The organism is Pirellulales bacterium, assembly GCA_019636335.1.
Lineage (GTDB): Bacteria > Planctomycetota > Planctomycetia > Pirellulales > JAEUIK01 > JAHBXR01.
Genome location: JAHBXR010000004.1, coordinates 208,244 through 234,534 on the forward strand (window position 1 = coordinate 208,244; position 26,291 = coordinate 234,534).

Sequence of the window (26,291 nt, forward strand, 5' to 3'; positions counted from 1 at the left end):
CCGCGGTACGCACCACGAACTTCGACCACATTCTATCAAGTGGCGCTCGAAGCTGGCACCCGACGGGCAGCCCGGATCCGCTGAAATGCCGCGATAACCTCGGGCAATTGCGCGAATTGCTCGAGGCTGTACTTGGCGCGGCGACACCAGTTGCGGCGCTCGTGCAACGTGCCCGGCACGTTGTGCGGCGCCAGCTCCTGCCAGAGATCCTCGATCGTCACCAGCAACATGCGGGCATCGCTCGTCACCAGCCATTCGAGACAGGCCGCCACCACGCTCCCCGCGTCGTCGGCATCGGCGGCCAGCAGTTGCTTGCCGCGCAGCCATTTCACGAGGGCCGCGCGCACCTCGGCACGCTCCTCATGCTCGACGTGGGCCTCCTCGGCCGAGAGCAACTTGAGATCCAGCCGGTCGTCGATATCGAGGCCCCGCCAGAAGGCGGCGAACATCGGCAGATCGTGCGTGTTGATGCTCGCCACCGCGCCGTGCGGCACCGGACGAATCGCGTCGTCCCCTTTCGGATCGAGCGAGAACTGCAGCACGTACAGGCCGTGGATGCCGTCGCGCTTCAGCGCGCGATTGACGTAGCGCGGCACGGTGCCGAGATTCTCGCCCACCAGCCACGCCCGGCGGCGGAACGATTCGATCTTGAGAATCGCGTAGAGCTCTTCGTCGCGGTAGCGCACGTACACGCCGTCGCGCGCGTCGAGACCGCTGGGCACCCAATACAGGCGATGCAGCCCCATCACGTGATCGATCCGCAACAAACCCGTGTATTGCAGATGATGCCGCAATACGTTGATCCAGTAGGCATAGTGCGTTTCGCGCAGGCGCTCGGGGTGAAGCGGCGGAAAGCCCCAGTTCTGTCCGCGCGTGAAGAACGCATCGGGAGGCGCACCCCCCGCCGCCGCGCGGGCAAAGACATCGCGATGCCGCCACACGTCGTAGCCATCGCCATTCACGCCCAACGGCAGATCGAGATACCAGATCAAGCCGCGCCGCTCGGCGTCGGTCGCCAGCCTGGCCAACTCTTCATCGGCCAGAAACTGCACGTACAGGTGATACTGCTCGTTGGCGCGCTCGCAGCAGTCGTCGCCGAGCCGGCCGTCGCGCGCGAGCGACGGCCAATTCAACCAGGGGCGCCCCAGCTTCTCGCACGCCGCGCGGAAGCGGGCATAATCTTCCACCTCGGGACGCCGGTGGACGAACTTCTCGAACGCCGCGCGACGCTCCGTGTGCCCCGCGAAAAACGCCGCGGCCATTCGCTCGAGCACTTGACGCTTCAAGCCCGCCTGGCGGCGATAGTCGACCCAACCCGCCCCTCGCAACTCGGCCAGCGCCTGTTGAAACTCGGGCGAAGCCACGAGCGACGCGGCCTCGGGCGACGCGGCCAGCTCCGGGGCGCGCTCGACATCGAGATACATCTCTTCCCAAAAGAGTCGCGTGGCGGGGGAATAGGGGCTCACGCCGTCGTCGTGATCGGAAAACGACGCCAGAATCGGCAACGTCGCTACACAGTGTCCTCCCTGGTCGGCCACCCAGTCGGACAACGCGTGCAGATCGCTCAAATCGCCGGCGCCCCAACTTCGCGAGGTGTGCAGCGCGTAGAGGGGCAGGAACACGCCCCATTGCCGCGCGTTGGCCCCCGCCGCGCCTTGATAGGCCTGTTTCGGCGCGGCAAGGATCAACACCTCGAACTGCCGGCCATGTAAGCGCAGGATGAGCTTGTGGTAGCCCAATTCCAGGGCCCCCGGCAACGGGCAGCGCAACAGCACGTGACGCTCTCCGGCGATCTCGAGATGCCCCGCCAGGTGCAGGTCCTCGACCAGATTCACAAACGTGAACGTCTCGCCCGTCTCGAGGAACAGCTCTCCTTCGAGCCGCCCCGTGGCGCGCGACTCGGGCAGCCGCAGCCCCACCGTGTCGATCGCGCCCATCTTGACTACCGCCACCGGTTCGACCCACGCGGCGTTCTGCGCGGACTCGAAGGCGCGGAGCGCCTCGGGCACGTCCTCGTACGTTTCGAGCGGCGCGCCAAAACCCTGCAACGTGGCGAGCATCGCCCGCGGCGTGGCGTTTTGGCGCGTGCCGCTCACATCCTCGTACGAGGTCTGCAAGCCATGAGCACGAGCGAGCTTCTTCAGAGCGGCCAAATGCTTCGGAGCGGCCATCGTCAGGTTGTCCCATCCACGAGTTGCAAAATGCCTTCCAACGGAATTCGCGCCCATACCGGCCGGTCGGCCAACTCATCGACCAGCTCGTCCAGCATGCGCTCGAACAAGAAGAAGCGCAGCAGTTCGTGGCATTCCTCGGGCTTCGACGGAACGAACGGTGCATCGTGAATCGCCTGCAAGTACGCGTCGAAGAACGCGGCCGCCGTCCAGCGCCGCCACTGCTCGGCCCAAGGCTCGAGCTGCGTGTAGTCGGCCGGGCGGTCCTGCTTGGTGAACTCCTGCAAGGCGGCGAACGCCACATAATCGAACGAGCGCACCATGCCCGCGATATCGCGCAACACGCACTGCTTGGCCCGGCGCTGCACCAAGGGGCGCGCCGCCTCTCCTTCAAAGTCGAGGATGACGTAGTCATTCTCGACCCACAGCACCTGACCCAGGTGATAGTCGCCGTGAATGCGAATCTTCATCACCGCCAGCTCTTCGGCGGGCTGCTGGCTGAAGCGCGTCACCAGCCGCGGAATCTCATCAAGCACCTGCTCGGCCAGCGGCAACCAGGGGGCGGGCAATATCTCCAGCCGCGCCGAAAGCCGACTCTGTGCCAGGCGACCTCGTTCCCCCAGGCGCTTTACGAACGTGGCGACATCGCTCGAGTTCAACGGCTCGGGCTTGAAGAGCGGATCTTGCCGCTCATCGGCCAGCGCCAGGTGCAGCTCGCCCGTGCGCTGCCCCAACAGTGCCGCGGCGGCCAGCGCCGGACCGATCCGCTCGGCAACGAACGCCGGCGGTTCTGCCTGGGCGCGGATGGCTTGGGGCTCCGACTCGATCCCGGCCGAAGAGGCCGTGGTCGAGTCCGTATACGCCCGCTCGTAATACTGACCCAGCATGTCGAGCAGACGTTCCCAGGCGTCTCCCTGGTTGGGCACGAATTCTTGCAGCAGGGCCAGCGTCGTGGGCTCGCGCCGCAGCGGCTGGTATTCGATCGCCCCCGCCGTGCGCGGCACGCGATTGAACTGCACCCGTTCGGTAAGAAAGCGCCCGATCTCGTAGTCGGGATTCGGTCCCGGCTCCAGCCGGCGAAACATCTTGAGCGCGAAACGCTCGTTGAAAAAAACGGTCGAGTTGGCCTGGTTCGTCGTGTTGGGCCGAATCGAGAGGGTCGTGGGATCCACCTCGCCGCGAATATCGGCCAGGGCCCGCATCGCGGTGGTCCGCAGTTCACCAACTTGGGTGGGCCATTTGACGGGCGATTCGATCGCGCGGAACATTTCGGCACAGGCCGCCTCGTCCACCAGCGCATCGTACAGGATGCCCATCGTCGCGCCCGACTGCAGTTGCGCCACGATCGCGCTCGGCTGCCAACGAGCGATCGTTTCTGCCTGCTGCCCGAGGGCGATCGCCAAGGGCACGAAGTAGGACTCGCTCGCGCCGCCGCTGTACGCCGCGTCGACCACGGCCAGGATCGTGGGGAGCGCGCCGCCATTGAGCAGCGCCCAATCGCGAATGGTAACCGTTTCGAGCGTTCTCGATTTCGTGCTGAACCAGCGCTGCTGCTGGAGAAATCGCGGCAGCGCGCTGCGTTCGAGCCTCGCCCGAATCTGTCCTTCAGTGATGGTCGACCACCCGCCGGGAAGGGTCACCTTGGGCAATGCGCCGATCGCTTCGTCCGAAGGCGCCACGGCGTGGACTGTGATCTGCTCCGGATTGTGCTCCAAACGAAACCAATAGAACGAGTGGGGCCCCAGCGTGACGAAATAGGGCAACTCGCCGATCGGTGGAAACTGCACGTGGCCGAACAACTCGACCGGCGTGCGCCCGGCAAACTCCGACAAGTCCAACTCCGCCGGCTGGACGAACCGCGACAGGTTCGCCACGACGAGAATCACGTCTTCCTCGTAGCGCCGCAGATACGCCAGGACCTTGCGGTTCGTCGGATACAGAAACTGCATCTCGCCGCGGCCAAACGCCGTAAAACGTTTGCGCAGCGCGATCAGTCGCTTCATCCAGTGCAAGAGGGACGAAGGATCGCGCTGCTCGGCCTCGACGTTCACCGCCTGGTAGCCGTACACGGGGTCCATGATGATCGGCGAATAGAGCTGGGCGAAGTCGGCCTTCGAAAAGCCCGCGTTGCGATCCCCCGTCCATTGCATCGGGGTGCGCACGCCGTTGCGATCGCCGAGATAGATATTGTCTCCCATACCGATCTCGTCGCCGTAGTAGACGATCGGCGTGCCCGGAAACGAGAACAGCAAACTGTTGAGCAGCTCGATGCGGTGGCGACTGTTGCCCAAGAGCGGCGCCAGCCGGCGGCGAATGCCCAGGTTCAACCGCGCCTGCGGATCCGACGCATACTCGCGATACATGTAGTCGCGCTCTTCGTCGGTCACCATCTCGAGCGTCAGTTCGTCGTGATTCCGCAGGAAGAGCGCCCATTGGCACTCGGGCGGAATCTCGGGCGTCTGCCGCATGATCTCGATGATCGGGTGCCGATCTTCCTGCCGCAGCGCCATGAACATGCGCGGCATGAGCGGAAAATGAAACACCATGTGACACTCGTCGCCGTCACCGAAATAGGGACGCACGTCGAGGGGCCACTGGTTCGCCTCGGCCAGGAACATGCGATCCTGATAACCGGCGTCGAGCTCGCGCCGCAGCGCCCGCAGCACGCGGTGTGTCTCGGGCAGATTCTCGCAGTTCGTCCCCTCGCGCTCGATCAAGTAGGGAATCGCGTCCAGCCGCACGCCGTCGACCCCCATGTCCAGCCAGTGTCGCATCACGCGCGTCACCGCCTTGAACACCACGGGGTTGTCGAAGTTCAGGTCGGGCTGATGGTGGAAGAAGCGATGCCAGTAGTACGTTTCCGCCACCGGATCCCAGGTCCAGTTCGAGCGCTCGGTGTCGGTGAAGATGATCCGCGCCTCGCGATACTTCTCGTCGCTGTCGCTCCAGACGTAGAAATTGCGTTTGCTCGAGCCGCGCGGCGCCCGCCGCGCCGCCTGGAACCAGGGATGCTGGTCGGACGTGTGATTGATGACGATCTCGGTGATGATCCGCATGTCGCGGCGATGCGCCTCGCGCACGAACTGGCGAAAGTCGCGGACCGTGCCGTACGAAGGATGCACGCCGAAATAATCGGCGATATCGTAGCCATCGTCGCGCAGGGGCGAGGGATAGAAGGGCAAGAGCCATAGTGCCGTGACGCCCAGGTCCTGCAGGTAATCGAGCTTCTCGATCAGGCCCGAGAAATCGCCGATCCCATCGCCGTTCGCGTCGAAGAAGGCGCGCACGTGCAACTGGTAAATGATGGCGTCTTTGTACCACTCGGGCGACGAGCGATCGCGCGGGTCGTGCCTCATCGTGCGTCCACCTGTGCCGCGCGAAGACGGTCAGCTACGACTGAAATTCCTGCTTCCACACGCGGAAGGCGGCCATCGAGCGCCCGTGTACCTGGTAGCGGCGCCCCCCCGCCAGGTGCATGGCGCGACCTACCGTCCCGCACGTATCGAACAACGGTTCCCAGCGCGTGTTCGGGGTGATGCGCGGCAGGGTGAAGCGAATCGACTCGCCATGCGCGTTGAGCAAGAGCAACAACGTATCGCCGACGATCTCCTCGCCACGTTCGTCCGTCTCATCCATGAGCTCACCCGCCAGGCAGACTCCGATCGAGCGGACGAAGCCGGAATGCCAGGCACTATCGGTCATTTCCCGGCCCGAGGGCTCGAACCAGGTTACGTCTTTCAAACCCGCCCCGCGCAGCGATCTCCCCTGCGAGAACTTGCGCCGCCGCAGCACCGGCTGCCGATGGCGCAAGCGGATCAGCCCCGCCACGAACTCGAAGAACTTCAATTCTTCCTCGGTCAAATCCCAATCGAGCCAACTGATCTCGTTGTCCTGGCAGTAGGCATTGTTGTTGCCGTGCTGCGTGTGGCTCAACTCATCGCCGGCGCGAATCATCGGCACGCCCTGCGAGAGCAGCAGCGTGGCCAGAAAGTTCCGCTTCTGCCGCAGGCGGAGCGCTTTCACCTGCGGATCGTCGGTTGGTCCTTCGACGCCGCAGTTCCAGCTCAGGTTGTGGCCTTCGCCGTCCCGATTCCCCTCGTGATTCGCCTGGTTGTGCTTGTCGTTGTAACTCACCAGGTCTTCGAGCGAGAACCCGTCGTGCGCCGTCACGAAGTTGATGCTGGCGTAGGGCCGTCGCCCGCTGTGCTCGTAGAGATCGCTGCTGCCGCAGAGCCGGGTGGCCAATTCCGACACGGCGCCACCGTCGCCGCGCCAGAAGCGCCGCACCGAGTCGCGGTACTTGCCGTTCCACTCGGTCCACAACACCGGGAAGTTCCCCACCTGGTATCCCCCCTCGCCCAAATCCCAGGGCTCGGCGATGAGCTTCACCTGCGAGAGGATCGGATCTTGATGCACGATGTCGAAGAACGCCCCCAGGCGATCTACCTCGTGCAACTCGCGTGCCAGCGCGCTGGCCAGATCGAAGCGGAAACCGTCCACGTGCATCTCGAGCACCCAGTAGCGCAAGCTGTCCATGATGAGCTGCAACACGCGTGGGTGGCGCATGTTCAGCGTATTGCCACAACCGGTGTAATCCATGTAGTAGCGCGGATTGGCATGCACCAGCCGATAATAGGCGGCATTGTCGATGCCGCGCAGCGACAGCGTCGGGCCGAAGTGGTTTCCTTCGGCCGTGTGGTTGTAGACCACGTCGAGAATCACCTCGATGCCCGCCGTGTGCAGGGCGCGGACCATGCGCTTGAAGGCCCGCACCGATTGCCGGCCACCTCCCGATGGCGCGTAGCGACTGTCGGGCGCGAAGAACGACAGCGTGTTGTAACCCCAGTAATTCGACAGCCCACGCTCGACCAGATGTCGATCGTCGAGCCGGTGATGGACGGGCATCAACTCGATGGCCGTGATGCCCAACCGCTTGAAGTAGGCGATCGATTCCGCCGAGGCCAGCGCCGAATACGTGCCGCGCAGGTGTTTGGGAATCGCCGGGTTGAGCTTCGAGAAGCCTTTGACGTGCAACTCGTAGATCACCGTGCGGTTCCAGGGGGTGCGCGGCGGGCGATCGTCTCCCCAGGTGAACGCCGGGTCGATTACCTGGCCGAGCGGCGCAAAGGCCGCATTGTCGCGTTCGTCGACCACCAGGTCCGCGGCCGGATCGCCGATGCGGTAGCCGAACATCTCGTCGGCCCATTGCACGTCGCGACCCACCGCCTTGGCGTACGGGTCGAGCACGATCTTGTGCGCGTTGAAGCGATGCCCGGCTTGCGGTTGGTAAGGACCATGCATGCGGTAGCCGTAGAGTTGCCCCGGTTCGACATCGGGCAGATAGCCGTGCCAGACCATGTCGGTCTGCTCGGGCAGAGGAATTCGCTGCGTTTCGACGACGTCGTGCGCCGAATCGAACAGGCAGAGCTCGACCTTGGTGGCGTGCTCGGAAAAGATGGCAAAGTTGACCCCGGCGCCATCCCAGGTCGCCCCCAAGGGATACGATCGTCCCGGCCAAACGCGAGTCTGACCTTTGCTGGCTGCCAGAGTCGGGCGGAGCGTCGAGGTCTTCACGTATAAGGCGCCCGAGCGGAAGGGACTCGCCCGGCAGACTCCGGCCCCGCGCGCCACGCTGGTCACGTCATCGACCGAAACCCGCCGACAGCCGGGCCGCCATTCGCCCTGTCGTTCGTGCCACGGCACGGGTGCCGTGGGGTGCCAACGCGACCGGCCGACGATCCTCGGCCACTCGCGCCGCGTTTTTGGGACGCTCCGATTGTGCAGCATACTGCTGCGGGCAGTCGAACGTCGAACTTAACGCACGCCGCTTCTCTTCTGCAAGGGGGTTCAGCGCCGCGGCCCGAAGCGTTACGATGAACGGCTCTACTCGCCGATCGAAACCGCGTATCTCGAGTCGCCCTGGCCGCCCGCCGTTCGCTCCCCGCGAGCGTCTCGCGCGCCATCACCGGAGGAAAGAGCGTTATGGATCGAGTGTTGGCCGTCGTGCTGGCAGGTGGTAAGGGAACGCGACTCGAACCCCTCACGCGCGACCGCGCCAAGCCCGCCGTTCCCTTCGGCGGCGCGTATCGCATCATCGATTTCACGCTCTCCAACTGCATCAACAGCGGCATTCGCCAGCTCCTCGTCCTGACGCAGTACAAGGCGATGAGTCTCGATCGCCACATCAACATGGGGTGGCGGAGCCTGCTCTGCCGCGAATTGGGCGATTTCATCGACGTCGTCCCCCCGCAGCAACGCATCGACGAAAACTGGTATCAGGGCACGGCCGACGCCGTCTACCAGAACATCTACACCGTCGAAAAAGAAAAACCCGACTACGTCATCATCCTGGCCGGCGACCACATCTATAAGATGAACTACGCCCGGCTGCTCGATTACCACAAAGAGACGGGCGCCGACATGACCATCGGCGCGCTCCGCGTGCCGGCCAGCGAATCGCGGCATTTTGGCGTCATGCAGGTCGACGCCGACCAGCGCGTGATGGGCTTCGAAGAAAAACCCGCCGTGCCGAAGACCATTCCCGGCGACCCCGACAACATCCTCGCCTCGATGGGCATCTACGTCTTCGGGGCCCGCTACCTGTTCGAGCAACTCTGCCTCGACGCCGCGAACTCCGAAAGTCAGCACGATTTCGGTCGCAATATCGTCCCCTCGCTGGTGGGCACCGATCGCATCATGGCCTATCCCTTCGTGCAGGACGAAAATCGCAAAGCGCAGGCCTACTGGCGCGACGTCGGCACGATCGACGCCTATTTCGAAGCGAGCATGGATCTCGTCGCCGTCGATCCCGAGCTGAACATGTACGACGAGAAATGGCCCATCCGCACCTACCACCCGAATTTCCCGCCGCCGAAGTTCGTCTTCGCCGACGAACAAGCTGGGGGACGCGTCGGCTGCGCCCTCGATAGCATCGTCTGTCAGGGCTCGATCATCTCGGGCGGACAGGTCCACCGCTCGATCCTGGGTCACAACGTCCGCGTGAACAGCTACTCGCGCATCGAAGATTCGATTCTCTTCGACGACATCGATATTGGCCGCCACTGCCGCATCCGCCGCACGATCATCGACAAGGGCGTGCGCATTCCCCCCGGCACCGAGATCGGCTTCGATCACGACCTGGACCGCCAGCGCGGCTTCACCGTGAGCGAGGGGGGCGTTACCGTCATCGCCAAGGGGAACGGACTGGAAGAGCTCCTCGGCGTCGAACGTGCCGCCACGGCCTGACCCCGCGGCCAGCACGCGATGCCGCGTCGCGGCGAGAATCGCGTGCCATTCGGGAAAAAGTTGCGTCCGTGCTAGCACTGTCGCAGCACGAAAACGCGAGTCTGACGCGTTCACCCTCATTGCAGCCCTGGTACCGAGTCCTATAATTTTTGCGGGCCCCGATCGAGCTTCTGGCGATCGGCACGAAATGGATTCGCTGGTCCAGGCGCGCCGGCAATCGAATACTCAAATGGGGACGTCCATGGCCATGTTTCCCTCCGACGACGTATCGTCCGACGCGATAACGTCGCAACCGACCCTCGAGCGGTTGCAGAGTCGTAGTCAGGTCGATTTCGACCTCGAGTTCTTCGGCCGGATTCTCTCGCGTGCCCCCGAATTCGTCGACGTGCTGCGCTGCCAGGGAGAGTTGCTCACCCGCAAGGGGTTGCACGACGACGCGCTACGCGTCGATCGCCATCTGGCACGCTTGCTCCCCGACGATTGCATCGTCCGCTACAACCTAGCCTGCAGTCTCGCCCTGGTGGGCGAGACGGTCGAGGCGATCGACGAGCTCCGCGCCGCGTTCGAACGCGGCTACAACGACCTCGGTCACCTCGAGATCGACAGCGATCTCGACGGGCTGCGCGAGCTGCCCGAGTTTCAGTTGCTCCTCGACGAATTTGGCCTGGACAACTGAACCGTGCTGCACTTCTACGATGAGATCGAAGCCGCCGCGCAGGCGATTCGCGAGCGCTGGACGACCAAGCCTCGCGTGGGCCTGATTCTGGGCACCGGACTCGGCGGACTCGCCGCCGAGATCGAGCATGCCACCCCGATCGATTACGAGCAGATCCCGCACTTTCCGCGATCCACCTCGGTCAGCCACAAGGGTCGCCTCGTCTGCGGCACGCTCGAAGACGTGCCCCTCGTGGCCATGGAAGGACGCCATCACGCCTACGAAGGCTATCCGCTCGATCGCATCACGTTTCCGGTGCGCGTCATGCAGGCCCTCGGCGCCGAGACCCTCATCGTCTCGAACGCCTGCGGAGGTATGAATCCCCTTTACGCCGCGGGCGATGTCGTCGTCATCGACGATCACATCAATCTGCTGCCCGGCAATCCGCTGGTGGGCGTGAACGACGATCGCCTGGGTCCCCGCTTTCCCGACATGTCGTGTCCGTACGATCGGGCCCTCTCGGACGAAGCGCTGGCCATCGCGCGGCGCGAAGATTTCGCCGCCCATCGTGGTGTCTACGTCGCGGTGCTCGGGCCGAATCTCGAAACCCGCGCCGAGTACCGTTTCTTGCGCACCATCGGCGCGGACGTGGTTGGCATGTCGACCGTGCCCGAGGTGATCGTCGCCGTACACGCCGGCCTGCGCGTGTTGGGCTTGTCGATCGTGACCGACCTGTGCCTGCCCGATGCGCTCGAGCCGGCCAGCGTCGAGGCGATCCTGGCCACCGCCGCCCGGGCCGAACCAAACCTGCGCAAGATCGTGCGTGGCGTGTTACGCAGCAAGGCCCTGCTCGAGCCGGCGGCGAAGGCCCCCGGCCACCACTAGACAGATGCACACGCAGGGGGATTCCGCCTACCTGTCGGCCGCGCCCCACCGCGTCCAAGCCGATGCCCCTCCGGCCGCGTGAGAAGCCCTGCGGAAGGCCATTTTTCAGCGGTTTCTGCCCTGAAAACCGTCGCCGGCCACACAATTGTTCACGAGGCTAATTATCTCGCTTGACTCCCACTTGGTGGGGTCTAAGAATGCTTTTCGGGTCGACGCCCCACGTAGCAATCTCGCACGATTCGCCACACGCTCCCCCGCGTCGCGTCGACGAAGAAAATCATCCCGAATTTCTCGCCCAACGGTCCCGCCGGTATGCCTCGCCTCTCTCGCCTTGCGTTGGGGACCGTTCAACAGGGTGCTGATGCCCAGCCTGCCACCTGGGCCCTGCTGGGGCTGCTCACGCGGGCCGGCCTGCAGGTGCAACACTTCCTCTCGCGGGCCTGCTTCGCTCCGCTCGATGGAGCCGCCGTCACGACCGGCGTCAATTCGCGACATCTCGATTCGTGGCTCATGAGCGAAGACCTCTGCCGCGAAACCTTTACCCGCGACGCCGCCACAACCGACGTCGCCGTGGTCGAAGGTCGCTTCGATTCGGCCGTGCCGTTCTACGCTCGCGACGGCGGCAGTCTCGAAACGCTCTGCCAGTGGCTCGACCTGCCGCGCATCGCCATTGTCGATGTCGGCCGCATGGGGCCCTGCCAGTTGCCCGCGTGTCCCGCCGGGATCGATGCCATCCTTCTCGATCGGCTCCCCGATCGCAGCAGCTTCTACCGCTGGCAAGTCGAGCTCGAATCGCTGTGGCGCACGCCGGTCATAGGGGGCCTGCTCGACGATCCCGTGCTGCGGGCGATCATCGACAAGCTGCCGCGCGGCGCATCGCCCCATCCGCAGATTTGCGGAGAGCTGGCCGACAGCCTAGCCAGCTTCACGCCGACCGAGCGCTTCCTCGAGTTGGCGTCGCGCCGCGATCAAATCTCCGCGCCATTACGACCGGCTCTGATGGCGCCGACGGACGAACCGGTCACGGTCGCCGTCGCGTACGACGAGGCATTCCGTTGCTACTTCCCCGACACGCTCGCCCTGTTCGAGCAGCTCGGCGCCGAAGTAGTCGATTTCTCTCCGCTCCGCAGCGAAGTGCTCCCCGAGCACGCCGACGTCGTCTACCTCGGCTGTGGTCATCCCGAACGCTATGCCGATGACCTGGCCAGCAACCACTGCCTGATGATGGCCCTGCGCGAGCATGTCTGCGCGGGCCGGCGCATTTATGCCGAGGGGGGTGGTCTGGCCTACTTGTGTCAGTCGCTCGAGACGCCCGACGGTCGCCTCGAGCCGATGTTGGGCGTGCTTCCCGCCGTGGCCCGTTTGGGACGCACGCTCCGCCCCCCCGAGCCGGTCGAGTTGCACCTTTCGCGCGGCAGTTGGCTGGGCCGTGCCGGCGGACGCCTGCGTGGCTATCGCAGTTCGAATTGGCAACTCGAACCGACCGGCGATCTTCTCTCCTTCGCGCATGTCGTCGGTGAAAGCCGCTTCTCGGAATACGATCTCGTCGGACGCCATCATGCCATCGGCAGCCGCGTGCATCTGAACTTTGCAGTCCAACGCGAGTTTCTGCGCAATTTCCTGCGCCCCCATGCACCGTGCCTCGAAGTGGCGCGGAGCACCTCGACAAGCGGTTGCGGCTGACCCACGGCGAGCGCCCCTCGCGGCCGCTCGCTCGAGCAACGCCCGATCGTCCCGCCAGCACCCCCTCGGCGAACATGCCCCAGGTGCTACACTCGTGTAGGCGACGGCTCCGCCACGCCCCCTCATTTCCGCTCCGCCTCGCCCCCAACGCGCTCGCATGACGAATACCCTCTACCTGCCGGAATTGCGCGAGGCGCTGGCCGAAAACAACACGGCCGAGCTGCGCGAATTCTGCTACGCGCTGCATCCCGCGCGAACGGCAGAGTTCATGGAGGGGCTCACCCCGCTCGAATCCTGGGAGGTTCTCCGCCACGCCGATCCGGCGCAGCGGGCCGAGATCTTCCACTACTTCGATCTCGACAAGCAAGTCGAGATCATCGAGAACGTCGATCGCGCGGAAATCGGTCAGTTGATCGGCGACATGGCGCCGGACGACCGGGTCGACCTGCTCGAAGAGGTCTCCCCCGAGGTGGTCAGCGAGGTGCTCCCGCTCGTCGCCCCGGAAGAGCGCCGCGACATTCTCCGCTTGCAGTCCTATCCCGAGGGGACCGCCGGCGCCGTCATGACGACCGACTTCGCGCGGCTCAGCGAGAACCTGACCGTCAGCGAAGCAATCGAGTCGGTGCGCAACCAGGCTGAATCGTCCGAGACCGTCTACTATCTCTACGTGGTCGACGACGAAGACCACCTGCACGGGCTCGTCAGCTTGCGGCAGATCCTGCTCGCCCGGCCCAACGTGAAGATCGCCGATATAATGGAGCGGACGGTCGTCTCCGTCGGCGTGCTCGACGATCAGGAGGTCGTGGCGCAGACGATCGCCAAGTTCGACTTTCAGGCCATTCCGGTCGTCGACGAAGAACACCACCTGGTGGGCATCGTCACGCACGACGACGTGATCGACGTGGTCGTCGAAGAGGCGATCGAAGACGCGCACCGCTTCGGCGGTATGCAGCCGCTGGTGATGGGCTACCTCGAGACGCATCCCCTGACGATGACCTGGAAACGCGGCGTGTGGCTCATGATCCTCATGTGCGCCTCGCTCACGACGGCCATGGCTCTGAATCGCTACCAGGGTCAGTTCGAGGCCATTGCCTGGCTCGTGCTATTTTTGCCCCTGGTGATCTCGAGCGGTGGCAACTCCGGCAGTCAGGCTGCCACGCTCGTCATCACGGCCCTCTCGTCGGGCGACATCACCAGTGCCGATTGGGGGCGCGTCTTGCGCCGCGAGCTGTTGATGGGCGCGCTGCTGGGAGGGTTGCTCGCTTCGATCGGGTTGGTGGCCGGTCTGGTCGTCGCGCCCGATGTACGAGGCGCCCTCGTCTTGCCCCTCACGCTGACGCTGGTCGTGGCGGTCGGCACCCTCATCGGATCGGTGCTGCCGCTGGTCTTCCGCCGCCTCGGGCTCGATCCCGCCTTGATGAGCAACCCGATCGTCGCCGGGATCATGGATATCCTCGGCATCATGATCTACGTCGAGGTGGCCCTGTTGCTCCTCTCGCGCGAGATGCACGTGCCGTAGCGCGTGTCGAAATCGCTTCTACGGGTGGGCGTCGAGGCGATCCACCTATGCGTGGCCGCTTTCTTCGAAGTCGGGCGTGGGAGCGTCACCGTCGATCACGTCCTGCTCGAAATCGGTCGGCTCCCCTTCCAGCTTTTCTTTTCCCGCCCCCGTGCCACTCTCGCGCTTGCGCAGGTAGAGCTTGATCGGCACTTCACCGAAGGGAAGGTGATCGCGCATCGTGCTCAACAGGTAGCGGCGATATTGGTTCGTGATCGCCGTGGGGCTGTTGCAGAAGAGCACGATCGTAGGAGGCTGGATGCCCACCTGCGTGCCAAAGTAGATCTTCGTCTCGCGCCCCTGGGAGGCCGGCGGCTGCTTATGCTTCACCGCAAAGCGAATCACCTTGTTCAACTGGCTCGTCGTGACCCGCTCGAGCGACTGCTTGAACAACATCTGCGAGTGGTTCAACAGCGCCTTCATGTTCTTGCCGGTCTGCCCGGTGACGAAGGCGATCGGCACGTGCCACATCGAGCGGAACGTCTCGCGCAGATAGTTGGCCCATTTCTCGGTAGGCATGGTACCGGCGTACAGGTCCCACTTGTTCACCACGAACACGCACGGCTTGTACTGCAGCTCGATATAGGCCGCCAGTTGCTTGTCGACCTTGCTGATGCGCTGACTGGCATCGAAAAACAGCAGCGACACGTCCGCGCGGCGAATGCTGCGTTGCGCGCGGTGCGTGCTGTAGAAATCGAGGTCCGTGACGACGCTCTTGCGGGCCTTGATCCCCGGCGTATCGATGGCCACGAAGGCCTTCCCATCCAGCTCGAAACGCACGTCCACGCTGTCGCGCGTCGTGCCCGGCACCTCGCTCGTGATCATCCGCTCGGCCTGGGCGAGCGAGTTCACGAAGGTGCTCTTGCCCGTGTTGCGCCGCCCGACGATCGCCACCTTCATCACCGGCTCTTCAAGCGGCAGCGACAGGTCGTGTTCGGGCAGGCGCTCGAGGATCATGCGCACGAGCAGGTCCCGGCCGCGATTCTGATGGACGCTCGTCCGCACCAACTTGCCGCGTCCTAGCTTGTAAAACTCGTCGGCCTGCGGGTCGAGCGATTCGGCGTCGGCTTTGTTCGCCACGCACAGAATCGGCACGTCGGCGTAGCGCAAACGGCGCGCCACCTCTTGATCGAGGGGGACCAGGCCGTCGCGCGTGTCGACGACGAACAAGATCACCGAGGCTGTCTCGAGCGCCGCCTCGATCTGGCGCTCGACGTCGTCCGTCAGGTTGTCGACGTCCTCGACCCCCATGCCTCCCGTGTCGACCAGCTCGAAATAGCGGTCGTCGACGCACATGAGATAACTCTGGCGGTCGCGCGTGACGCCGGCCTGGTCATCGACGATGGCCAATCGCCGACCGGCGAGCCAATTGAACAGGCTCGACTTGCCGACGTTCGGCCGCCCGACGATTACTACCTGAGGAACGCCCATCGCCACCACTCCGCCAATCGCTCGTCCACCTGCGCCCCAAATTCCATGAACCCTTCATCATAGTTCAGCAGAGGGGAGCCGGACAGCAGCGGCGCGTCCCCCCTGGCGGCGAAACAACGCCTGCTTGCGAACTGTTAAGCCGGGCCGTTTGGCGTATACTGCGGACCACTCGCTCGCCCCATTGCCAGCCACCCCAGGGAAACAAGGACGTGACCTCGAAACGCACGCGGACGCAGAATCCCACGGCGCGCGGGATCGCGCAAACGCTCGAGAGCCTGCAACGGGCCGGCGTCACGCACGTCTCCCGCCGGCGCGGCTCGTCAAGCGCTGCCTCGCCGCCACCACCTGCGGAACCAGCAACCGCCAAGACACCACCCCTCGCGGTGGCCGGCAAGCCTGCCGCGACACCTCCACCCAAGGTTGAATCGGCGCCCGTTCCCCCCGCGACGACTCTCGCCAAGCGCTCGGCCGATCTTTTAGCGGCCCAGGATCCTGCCGTTCCCGCCCTGTCGCGTGCCGAGCGCGTCTCCGCGCTGCAAGTCATCCAGCAGGAAGTGAAGGGGTGCGTTCGCTGCCACGAGTTGGCCACTACGCGCACGCAAACCGTCTTTGGCGTCGGCAATCCCGAGGCGCGGCTCGTCTTCTGTGGCGAGGCCCCCGGCGCCGACGAAGATCGCCAGGGCGAACCCTTCGTGGGGCGAGCCGGACAACTGCTCAACAAGATCATCGAGGCCTGTACCCTGCGCCGCGAGGATGTCTTCATCCTGAACGTGCTGAAGTGCCGCCCCCCGGGCAATCGCAATCCCGCGCCCGACGAAGTCGCGCATTGCCGCGGCTATCTCGATCGGCAGCTCTCGATTATCCGCCCCGAGTTCATCTGCTGCCTCGGCTCGATCGCCGCGCAGACGCTCCTCGAAACGAACGTCTCGATCGGCAAGTTGCGCAAGAAGTTTCACGCGTACGAGGGGATTCCCGTCCTCGTCACCTACCACCCTGCCTACCTGCTGCGCAACCCGGCCGCCAAACGCGATGTCTGGGAAGACATGCAGGTGCTGATGAAAGAGATGGGCATCGAGCTACCCAAATAGGTCAGGTACTCCGTACCTGACAATCGATCGAGTTGGCCATATCGAATCACTGTCAGGTACGGCGTACCTGACCTACTTGCCCACCGGCTCCGCCTCGGCCGGTGTCGCCGCGAGTTGTTTGTCGAGCCAATCGGCGGCCACCTTTACCTCTTCGTGAATCGTCGGCCAGGGGTGCCCGCCTCCCGGCTTCACGATCAGCTCGCACGGCACGCCCACTTTTTCGCACGCTTCTTTCATCGTCTCCGACTGCTGCAGCGGCACCAGCGGGTCGGCGTCGCCGTGAATCAGCAACAGCGGCGGCCCGGCGCTGTGGACCAGACGCGCGGGCGATATTTTTTCCACCTGTACGGCAATCTCTTCGTCGCTCTTCCCTTCAATCCCCTCGGCGAACAGTAGATTGCCCAGCATGCGGCCGAGCCGGCTCTTCGCCTCCGAGATGTCGCGCTGCCTGCCGCCATAGGTCAGAAAATCGGTGGGCGGAAAGAAGGCGATCGCCGCTTTGACGTCGGTACCGTAGCGGTCGAGTTCGTTCCGCGCTTCGGGGCGGCCCGGTTCGGCCGTCATCACCGTCAGGCAGGTCAAGTGTCCGCCGGCCGAAGCCCCCGCCATCGCCAGCCGATCGGGATCGATGCCGTACTCCTCGCTGTGCGACTTCACCCAGCGAATCGCCCGCTTGAGGTGACGCACCATCTCCGGCGCGGCGAACTTCGTGATCGAGCCGGGACGCACGGCAAACACGGTGTATCCGCGGCCACACAGAATGTCGAACATCTGCGCCTGCTTGTGATCGTTGATCTTCCCCCGATCCGAGTGCCACGCGCCGCTGGCCACGTCGACGATGCCCAGGCCGTTCGAAGGCCCCGTCGGTGTGAAGATGTCCATCACCAGCGCCAGCCCGTCCGTCTCGCCATAGACCACATCCTGCTGCTGCTTGTAGGGCGGGTCGTCCGCACGGGCCGAGCGGGGCATCGCGGCCAGCACCAGCAGCACGAGCGACCACGGCACGAATCGAACGGAGCAAGCGGGCAAACCATAAAACGGCGGCATGAGCGAGATCTCCAGACGGGCGGCGCGGTTGGCAAAGCGCCGCTAGTGTACACCATGCCCGGCCGAGCGGGGCAAGACCGCCCTACTTTCTGACTCCCCGCCAGGTGGTGTAAACTCGGGCACGAATCGTGAAAGCCGCAGCTTCGACCGCTTCTACAGGCGCACCAACGATGACTCAACAAACGCGACAAGGGGATGTGACCGTCTTTCAGCTCGATCGCGAGTACGATGCGCTCGACGTCGCACGGTTCGAGCCCTTTGCCGCCGAATTGTTGGCCGCCGCCAAATCGGCGAATCCCCCGCTCCTCGTGCTCGACTTTGGCCACACCGCCTACATCGGCTCGAGTTTCATCGAAATGCTCGTGCGAGCCTGGAAGCGACTCAACGAACGCGGCGGGCGGATGGCCCTCTGTGGCGTGGCCGGCTTCTGCCAGGACGTGCTCCGCGCCACGCAACTCGATACGCTGTGGCCCATCTGCGACGACCGTGATGCCGCCGTCGCGCTGCTGCAGGAACCCGCCTCGTAATCTCGCGCCCCAGCGCCCCCCAAAGACAGTTACCGCAGCCGAATTTCAAGCGCGAAGCGTCCGTTTTGAAGTGGCGCTTTTCGCGGAATCATAACCCGACGCATCAGCGAGGGGACACTTTGCTCGACGTTCTTTGCAGGAATTCCCTCGCTCACGCTTCGGGGTAGGGTGGGCTGATTGGCCGAGGATCGAGGTTCCCGAACTTCTGACTTTGACAGACTGTTAGGGCTGATTTGCCTCGCGCGCGAGAAACCTTCCCTCGCGCAAGAAACGCAGCGTACATTCGAGCGTCTGCTTGTTCGACATGATGAACGTGTGGCTCGCCGGCACGACGATGAAGTCCGCCGCCCCGTCGAGCCGCGTCTCGTCGACCCGCACCAACCCATCGTCATCGCCGGGCAGGAGCGGATTCCAACCGTTGCCCGAACGCGTGCCGCCGGCGATCACGCCGAACTCGCACGAGGGGGTGGCCAACTCGAGGTTCAAACGGTCCCATTCACGCGAAATCTGGCGCGCCGGCTTCCCCCCGATCGTACGAAAGGCCACGTTCACCACCGCCGCCTGGGCCAACAGCGCCCCCTGATTGGGCGGCGCCAACATCACGAAGCGCCTGATGCGAGGATCGGGCCCGCGGCCACTCGCTGGATCGTGCAGGTCGGCCAGGTAATGGCGCACGACGATACTGCCCAGGCTATGTCCGACGAAGTTCAACTCGGTCGCCTCGGGCATGCCGTCGATCACGCGCGCCAGCGTGGCGGCATGTTCCGCCACCGACTTGCGTGTCGTCGGGTAGCAGAAATCGACAACCGTGTAATCGCTCTGCTTGCGCAAATACTTCACTAGCGGGCGCATGGCGTCGCGGCTGCGCATCAGCCCGTGCAGCACGATCACCACGCGGCCCCGCGTCGGCTCGAGCTGCCGCTCGGCGATCAACTCGTCGAGCTTCGCCTGGCATTGTTCGTACGTGCCCCAGGCATAGCGGAGATCGCGCGGGCCCAGCAGCCGGTAGTGCCCATCGACGGCATGCTGTTGGATGCGCCACGCGCCGTAGATCAGCTCATCGCCCCAAAGCTGCGTGCCGCCGAGCGTGGGGGTCACCAGGTTCGGATAGCCGGTCGGCGTGGCCAGTGCCTCGGGCAGCAGCTTCGGCTGCTCGTCGTCTGGTTCTTCATCGTCCGACTCGACGAAGCTCTCGGCAGACTCGACGCCTGCCGGTTCATGCGCCGCGGCGGAGATCGGTAGTACGACCGTGCCAACAACGGTGAGTAAGAGTCGCAGCAACAAGCGAGGCATGGGCCAGTTCCTTCCTTGGATCGGGCCGATGAACCGAGGAGCGTCCGCCAAGAAGGGCGAACCTGCGGAGAATACGTATCCCGCGGGTACGCCCACAAGAGCAACGCCCTCGAATCGTGCTAGCGTCTCACTTGCTAGCAGCCGGCCGCACCTGGATCCGCCAGTCGAGCCCGGCGCGGTAATTCATCTTGGCCATAGGCGAGGCTTTCAACTCGGCGATTCCGTCGGAGTTCAAACGATACTCGAACTCGCCGCCGCCGACCGGATTCTTCGGAGCCGCCGGCTCGAGCTCGGCCAGCGCCGCGGGAAGCTTGCCCTCGTGCCCTGCCGCGTAGAGCCCTAGCGCCCCGACCGCCTGCAACGCATCGAGGCGTCGATCGAGCTTGAGCTGCGCCTTGACCGCCTGCTCGATTCCGGGCACGAAGAACTGCGCCAGCGGAATCATCTCTTTCACCCGCCCCTTGGCAAGCTGCTGGCCGAGGGCCGCGGGTTCGTTGGCCAGGTGCGGCAGATAGGCGGCCTTCGCCACCCCATCGTAGAAGTAGTAGTAGACCAGCACCGTGTAGCGCACGGTGACCTCGCCCTCGGACATGCCCTTCACGCGTTCCGGAGAAAAACCGGCCTGATCGATCAGAAAGGCACGTGCCTCGTCGACGCTCGGCTTCTCGGCGCTGTCCCACAAGGTCGACCACTCGAAGCTCTCCAACTCCTGGCGCATCTGCTCGGCGGTCGATCGCATCTGACTTTCGAGGCGCGACCACTCCTCCTCGCTGCGCGGACGTTCCAGGTCGCGCAGTTCAGGAAACTTGTAGAGCAGCAACTCGCGCTCGAAGTCGAGCGAGCCGCGCACGTCGATCAAGGGGCGCGGCAACGACGCCAGGGCCCAGTACAGATTGGGCGCGCCGGGCTGCGTGATGAACTCCTGCACCTCGTCGAGCAGCAACTCGGCAATCGCCACGCCCGTCAGGCGATTCACCAGGAACGGCGCGTTGGCGACGTGCCGCGCAAAGGCCAGCCCCGTTTGCAGCGTATGGACGGCGTCGTCGAAGCGGCCGGCCTGGACGTCGCCGCGAATCTTCACCGCCAGCAGGCGCCCGTACAATCGCATTTGCGTAATGTCCGGCAGACGGAACTCCAGCGGATCCTGACCGTCCTCGCCGTAGGGATACTCCCAATCGCACGTCTCGCGACGCGCGCCGACTTCCAATTGAGAGAGCACGTATGCGTAGCTCTCGAGCAGCTTGTCGACTTCGTCCGCCTTCAACTCTCCGCGCGGCACCGTCAACAGTCGCTGGCACTCTTCGATGAGATGCTTGTTCCATTCGTCGTGTTTCTCGTGCCGCGGCCGTAGATAGAGAGGCGCCGCGTTCCCCGGACGCAAGTCGGTCAGGGGCGGAAGCAGCCGGTATTGGAACGCCGGCACGGGCTCGCGTCGCGCATCCATGACGAACGTCTCGACCGGCGTCGCCGGTGGCGATGCCGCTTCGTCCGAGTATCCCATCCAGCCTGCCGCCATCAAACTCGTGACCATGACTAGGGAACGCATCGCACGGTTCCTTTCCATTCGTAAGGGAAGCGAGTGTCGCCGCCCGGTGCGGAGACACGTTGCAGCGGATGAGAAGTGTTTAGGGCGTCATCCCCCCGCGCCATGCCGCGGCAGGCAGATCAGCTCGATGCCCTGCCATTCAGGTGGGCGTCCACAGTTCTTCCAACAGCGCCTTTTCCAAAGCACGCCGCGTCGGCGTGGGAGGCGGAGCGTTCGTTTCGACCGGCCTCGAGGGTATGGACTGCTGCTCAGGTTCCGGCAAACCCGCTGCCGTCATGCGAGTCCGTTGCACGAGATAACTCGCACCAGAACGCGCCGGTCGCGCGTCGGCGGACAATGGCTCGCGATTCGTGGGTGGGTCCACTTCGGCGAGATTCGCACGCACCTGCTCGGCAGGAACCGTCGATAACTCGAGCGAGGGCGCTTCACGACTCGTGTTGGTAAGAGTCCACGCCGCGACGGCGGCCATCGCGCAGGCAGACAGCAGCGCCGCAAGGTTCCACTGCCGAGCCTGGCGCCGGCCGGCGCGGCGGCCTGCCTCGAACAAGATCCGGTCGCGCTGCAATCCTCCCGCGTCGGGAACGAGGTGCGCAAGCCGCGCGGCCAGTTCGTTTAGCGATTCGTCGTGTGGATCGTGTTCGGACATGAGGCACCCAAGATCTCGCGCAGCGCGGCGATCGCTGCCTGGTAACGCCGGTACACGGTCGCGAGCGACGTGGCGTGTACTTCGGCTATCTGTTCGAAGGTCAGTCCCCCCCACAAACGCGCGACGACAATCTCGCGCAGCTCGCCCGGCAACTGCTCGAGCGCGGCCGATGCTACCTGTCCATCGAGCGAGTCCGCCCGGGGAACGAAGCTGCGATCCTCGCGCGAGACCGCCTGCTCGCGACGTTTCCGCCGCCAGAAACTGCGCCGCTCGGAAATCGCCGCGTTACGCGTCACGCGAAAGAGCCACGGTTCGATCGGCTCGGGCCAGGGGCGCAGGTCGACCAGCTTGATGAACGTCTCTTGCACGACATCTTCGGCCGATGCCGTCCATTGTCGCGCGTAGAGCACCAGCGGACCGCCGTAACGGTCGACCAGCCTCCCCAGGCGGTCCGGCAACTCTTCGCTCATCGAGCTCGCGTCTCCCTGTTCCGTCTAACAGGATAACGCCACGACCGGCACGGTTTTTCAGGCCGAAAGTTGGAATCTCGACATTTCCGTCGAGGAAGCATGTCGCGGCTAGGGCGTGCCAAATCCGCCACCGCCGGGCGTTTCGATCGTCAGCACGTCTCCCGGCTCGGCCACGAACTGCGCCGCGCCGGGGAGCGTTTCTACTCTGCCATCCCCCCTGGCCAGCGAATTGGTCCCCAGCTTGCCTGGCTCGCCCCCCGCCAACCCATACGGCGCGTACGGCCCCCGGCGCTGCGTGAGCAGCGAGACGTCGAGCCGGCGCAGAAACTCGAGCCGCCGCACGATGCCATCGCCTCCCCGGCGCCTCCCCCTTCCTCCCGAACCGCGACGAATCGAAAACTCGCGCACGCGCACGGGATAACGGCGCTCGATCACCTCGGGATCGGTCAGCCGCGTGTTCGTCATGTGCGTGTGTACGGCGTCGGCGCCGTCGGCCTCGGGCGTGGCGCCACTGCCGCCGCAGATCGTCTCGTAGTAGCCGAACGTCGCGTCGCCAAACAGCAAATTGTTCATCGTCCCCTGACTGGCCGCCGCCACGCCGAGCGCCCCCAGTAACGCATCGACCACGCGTTGCGATGTCTCGACATTCCCCCCCACGACGGCCGCACAATCGGCGGCCGCCTCGCGCTCCGGGGGATTGAGCAGGCACTCGGGCAACACGATTTCGACCGGCGCGAGCACCCCCTGGTTCAACGGAATGTCCTCGGCCAGCAGGCAGCGCAGGCAATACAGCACCGCCGCCGTGACGATCGCGCGATTGGCGTTCAAATTCCCCGCCAGCACGGGCCCCGTGCCGCTGAAGTCGATCGTGGCGGTCTCGCCATGCACGGTGATCGCCACGGCCACTGGCGAGCCGTCGTCGAGATGCTCGACGAACGCGTGTCGCCCGCGCGGCAGGCGAGCGAGCGCGCGGCGCGTCTTTTGTTCGGCGGCGTGCTGGATGTGCCGCATGTACGACTCGACGACCGGCAACGTGTAGCGCTCGACGAGCCGCGCCAGGTCGCGCGCTCCCTGACGATTCGCCGCCACTTGAGCCGCCACGTCCGCCAGGTTGTCTGCCACCGAACGCGAAGGATATTCTCCCGAGCCAAGCAGTGCCGCCAACTCTTCGAAGCGCGAGCGTCCCGCGTCGACGAGCTTGAAGTTGCGAATCAGCACCCCTTCTTCCGCCAGGTTGCGCGAGAAAGGGGGCATCGAGCCTGGTCGGATGCCGCCAATCTCGGCATGATGAGCGCGGCTCGCCGTGAAGAAGAGCAGCCGGCCGCTCGACGAGTCGTGGACCGGCGTCACCACGGTCACGTCGGGCAGGTGCGATCCACCGCGATAGGGATCGTTCGTCACGTAGACATCGCCCGGCGACATCCGCGGATTGTCGCGACGAATGCGCCGCACCGTTTCGCCCATCGCTCCCAGGTGGACCGGGATGTGCGGCGCATTCACCACCAGATCCCCTTCCGGCGTAAACAGCGCGCAACTGAAATCGAGCCGCTCCTTCACGTTCACGCTGCTCGACGTGTTGCGCAGCGTGATCCCCATCTGTTCGGCGATGCCCGCGAACTGATGGTTGAACACCTCGAGCATCACGGGATCGGCGTCGGTCGAGACTCGCTCGCGCGCGTGAGGCGCCTCGTCGGTGAGCACGAGCTCGCCACGTTCGAGCACCTCGACGCGCCAACCTGGCTCGATCACCGTCGTCGCGACCCGTTCGTAGATCAACGCCGGTCCGTGGAGCACATTGCCCGGCACGAGCAGTTCCCGATCGTAGACGGGCGTCGCGTGCGCCACGGCGTCGAAATAGACCTCCGCCGTGCGAAGAGGCTGCGCCGCCACGAGTGGCAATCGCCGCGAGGGCGCCGGGCGTTCCGCCGTTTGTCCGCGTGCCTCGACACGCGCCGCGACGATCTCCAGCGCGCGCCCTTCGTGAATGTAACCGTATAGCTTGCGATGTTCCGCCTCGTAGGCCGCCTGGTAGTCGCCATTGTCGGGCAGCGCGATGTTGAGCGCCGCGTCGAGACCTCGATAGCGCAAGTCGAGCGAGCGCGTGATCTCGATGCGATCGGCCGGAACACCCTCTGCTTCGACTGCACGTCGCGCCGAACTCGACAAGGCGGCGAACGTCTCTTCGAGCTCGCTCACCACCGCAGCGTCATACGGGCGATAGACCCCTTGCGCGCCATGTCGCACGACGTCGGCCAGCCCGATGCCGTAGGCGCTCAGAATGCCGGAATCGGGATGATTCAACACCTCGCGCATCGCCAACTCGCGCGCCACGGCACACGCGTGCTGTCCCGCGGCACCCCCGAACGCCACGAGCACATAATCGCGCGGATCGGCGCCGCGCGCGATCGAAATCGAGCGAATCGCCTGGACCATGCTCGCGTTCGCCACGCGCACGAAGCCGTCGCACAGCTCGACCGGCGAATATCGCTTGCCCCTCGCTTGGGCGATCGCTTCGCTCAGCTCGGCCAGACGAGCCTCGACCGCGCGGCGATCGAGCGGAAAAGGAAAACGCTCGGGCGGGATGCGTCCCAGGTAGAAATTTAAATCGGTCACCGCCAGCGGACCGCCGCGACCGTAACAGGCCGGGCCTGGATCGGCGCCGGCGCTAGCCGGTCCGACCGTCAGCTTGACGCCGTCGAAGCCGCAGACCGATCCTCCCCCCGCGGCGACGGTCTCGATCGACATCATCGGCGCCACGACGCGCACGCCGGCCTTCTCGGTCTCGTATTCGAGCTCGTAGCGGCCGTCGAAGCGGGCCACGTCGGTGCTCGTGCCCCCCATGTCGAAGCCGATCGCCCGCGCGAATCCCGCCGCCTGCGCCACTTGCGAAAAACCGACCACGCCTCCGGCCGGCCCCGAGAGGATGCTGTCCTTGCCGACGAACTGATCCGCGGCGACGAGCCCTCCGGCCGAGGTCATCACGCGCAGCTCGCTGCCGGCAAGTGCTCGCTGCAAGCTGGCGACGTAGGTGCGCAACATGGGATTGAGATACGCGTCGACCACCGTCGTATCGCCGCGCGAGACGATCTTCACCAGCGGCGCCACCAGATGGCTGACGCTGATCTCGCTGAACCCCGCCGCGCGGCACTGTTCCGCGACGGCCTGTTCGTGCGCCGGCTGACAATAGGCGTTCAACAGGCATAGCGCAATCGATTCAACACCCGAGGCGCGCAGCTCCTGCAACTGTTGCTCGACTACGCGCGGATCGAGTGGCTCGAGGATCGTACCATCGGCCGAAACGCGTTCGCCGATCTCCAGCACTCGCTCGAACAGGGGGCTCAGCTTCTTAATGGCCAGATCGAACAGTCGGGGGCGATTCTGATAACCGATGCGCAGGATATCGCCGAACCCGCGCGTGGTAACGAGCGCCGTCCGCGCTCCGCGCCGCGTGAGCAGCGCGTTCGTACCGCGCGTCGTGCCCAGCCGCACCACAACGGGAGGAATCGGTGCGGCGCGCGCGAGTCCGAGCAGATAGCGAATCGCCACGAGGGACGCTTCCTCATCGCTGCGCAGTTCGTACGCCTGGCCGAGCGTGGGGGGATTGCTCCACGGTTCCGCCAGGTGCAGCAGGCCCCGGCTTGCGTCGAACTCGGAGACGTGTCGCGACTCGCACGGCGCGCCCGACTCGTCGAGCAGCGTCAGGGTGTACCCCTCCCAAAAACCGGGGGGATCGTGCCGTCGCAACGGATCGACGAGCACCGCGCGGGTCGAGCCCGCGCCGGTCGACCCTTTCGTCACGCCGCTGCTGAGCAGCTTGTGTCGCACGAGGCGGCCGTCGGGCCAGCGCGCGAGACAGTCGGTAAAGGTGCCTCCGACGTCGATCCAGAATTCCACGCGAGCGGCTGTCATGCGGAGCAATGTCGCCGATCGCCGCGCCCAACTCAAGGACTCGTCGGTCAGGTACCCTGTACCTGACCATCAATTGAGTAGGCCACGTCGAACATTTGTCAGGTACGGCGTACCTGACCTACAGGTATCAACAAAAA

At 64.9% G+C, this 26,291-nt stretch carries 17 protein-coding genes; 7 read left to right on the forward strand and 10 right to left on the reverse strand.

Features of this window, described 5'->3' with window-relative positions:
- Window positions 1–35: 35 nt before the first annotated feature.
- From malQ to glgX, 3 genes are read right to left on the reverse strand one after another with little or no spacing between them, the layout of a single operon-like run.
- Window positions 36–2,171 carry a 4-alpha-glucanotransferase gene (malQ, locus tag KF708_06170; protein MBX3412286.1) on the reverse strand — a complete coding sequence of 712 codons (2,136 nt, stop codon included), beginning with the start codon at window positions 2,169–2,171 and terminating at the stop codon, window positions 36–38.
- Between the two features lie 2 nt (window positions 2,172–2,173).
- Complete coding sequence (treS, locus tag KF708_06175; protein MBX3412287.1) at window positions 2,174–5,527, reverse strand: maltose alpha-D-glucosyltransferase; 3,354 nt, start codon at window positions 5,525–5,527, stop codon at window positions 2,174–2,176.
- A 34-nt stretch (window positions 5,528–5,561) separates the two neighbouring features.
- Entirely contained in the window at window positions 5,562–7,667 is a 2,106-nt protein-coding gene (glgX, locus tag KF708_06180) for a glycogen debranching protein GlgX (protein ID MBX3412288.1), read from the reverse strand.
- 486 nt (window positions 7,668–8,153) lie between these two features.
- On the opposite strand from glgX, the gene glgC reads away from it, so the two are divergent.
- The 5 genes from glgC to mgtE all read left to right on the forward strand — a co-directional run bounded on the left by glgC (window position 8,154) and on the right by mgtE (window position 14,158).
- Window positions 8,154–9,416: a glucose-1-phosphate adenylyltransferase gene (gene glgC, locus KF708_06185; GenBank protein MBX3412289.1), complete on the forward strand. Its 1,263-nt coding sequence runs from the start codon at window positions 8,154–8,156 to the stop codon at window positions 9,414–9,416.
- 229 nt (window positions 9,417–9,645) lie between these two features.
- Window positions 9,646–10,092 carry a hypothetical protein gene (locus KF708_06190; protein ID MBX3412290.1) on the forward strand — a complete coding sequence of 149 codons (447 nt, stop codon included), beginning with the start codon at window positions 9,646–9,648 and terminating at the stop codon, window positions 10,090–10,092.
- Between the two features lie 3 nt (window positions 10,093–10,095).
- Window positions 10,096–10,956, forward strand: a complete 861-nt coding sequence (locus KF708_06195) for a purine-nucleoside phosphorylase (protein ID MBX3412291.1) — start codon at window positions 10,096–10,098, stop codon at window positions 10,954–10,956.
- Window positions 10,957–11,268: 312 nt separating this feature from the next.
- Window positions 11,269–12,639 carry a hypothetical protein gene (locus KF708_06200; protein MBX3412292.1) on the forward strand — a complete coding sequence of 457 codons (1,371 nt, stop codon included), beginning with the start codon at window positions 11,269–11,271 and terminating at the stop codon, window positions 12,637–12,639.
- Window positions 12,640–12,796: 157 nt separating this feature from the next.
- Complete coding sequence (gene mgtE / locus KF708_06205; protein ID MBX3412293.1) at window positions 12,797–14,158, forward strand: magnesium transporter; 1,362 nt, start codon at window positions 12,797–12,799, stop codon at window positions 14,156–14,158.
- Window positions 14,159–14,203: 45 nt separating this feature from the next.
- Here the strand turns inward: mgtE and der are convergent, their stop codons facing one another.
- A complete protein-coding gene (gene der, locus KF708_06210) occupies window positions 14,204–15,628 on the reverse strand; it encodes a ribosome biogenesis GTPase Der (GenBank protein MBX3412294.1) in 1,425 nt (474 codons plus the stop codon).
- A gap of 254 nt (window positions 15,629–15,882) precedes the next feature.
- On the opposite strand from der, the gene KF708_06215 reads away from it, so the two are divergent.
- Window positions 15,883–16,716: a uracil-DNA glycosylase gene (locus KF708_06215; GenBank protein ID MBX3412295.1), complete on the forward strand. Its 834-nt coding sequence runs from the start codon at window positions 15,883–15,885 to the stop codon at window positions 16,714–16,716.
- Between the two features lie 72 nt (window positions 16,717–16,788).
- On the opposite strand, the gene KF708_06220 is transcribed toward KF708_06215, so the two are convergent.
- Window positions 16,789–17,763, reverse strand: coding sequence for an alpha/beta hydrolase (locus KF708_06220; GenBank protein ID MBX3412296.1), 975 nt, complete (start codon window positions 17,761–17,763; stop codon window positions 16,789–16,791).
- A gap of 170 nt (window positions 17,764–17,933) precedes the next feature.
- Here KF708_06220 and KF708_06225 point away from each other — a divergent pair, with 170 nt between their 5' ends.
- Window positions 17,934–18,290, forward strand: a complete 357-nt coding sequence (locus KF708_06225) for an STAS domain-containing protein (GenBank protein ID MBX3412297.1) — start codon at window positions 17,934–17,936, stop codon at window positions 18,288–18,290.
- Between the two features lie 222 nt (window positions 18,291–18,512).
- Here the strand turns inward: KF708_06225 and KF708_06230 are convergent, their stop codons facing one another.
- The 5 genes from KF708_06230 to KF708_06250 all read right to left on the reverse strand — a co-directional run bounded on the left by KF708_06230 (window position 18,513) and on the right by KF708_06250 (window position 26,154).
- Window positions 18,513–19,583 (reverse strand): lipase, encoded by a 1,071-nt coding sequence (locus tag KF708_06230; protein MBX3412298.1) that lies wholly within the window; start codon window positions 19,581–19,583, stop codon window positions 18,513–18,515.
- Between the two features lie 127 nt (window positions 19,584–19,710).
- A complete protein-coding gene (locus KF708_06235; protein MBX3412299.1) occupies window positions 19,711–21,129 on the reverse strand; it encodes a hypothetical protein in 1,419 nt (472 codons plus the stop codon).
- Window positions 21,130–21,268: 139 nt separating this feature from the next.
- Window positions 21,269–21,775: a hypothetical protein gene (locus KF708_06240; GenBank protein ID MBX3412300.1), complete on the reverse strand. Its 507-nt coding sequence runs from the start codon at window positions 21,773–21,775 to the stop codon at window positions 21,269–21,271.
- Window positions 21,742–22,245 (reverse strand): sigma-70 family RNA polymerase sigma factor, encoded by a 504-nt coding sequence (locus KF708_06245; protein ID MBX3412301.1) that lies wholly within the window; start codon window positions 22,243–22,245, stop codon window positions 21,742–21,744. Before KF708_06245 ends, KF708_06240 begins: the two co-directional genes overlap by 34 nt.
- Before the next feature lie 108 nt (window positions 22,246–22,353).
- Entirely contained in the window at window positions 22,354–26,154 is a 3,801-nt protein-coding gene (locus tag KF708_06250) for a hydantoinase B/oxoprolinase family protein (GenBank protein ID MBX3412302.1), read from the reverse strand.
- Window positions 26,155–26,291 lie beyond the last annotated feature (137 nt).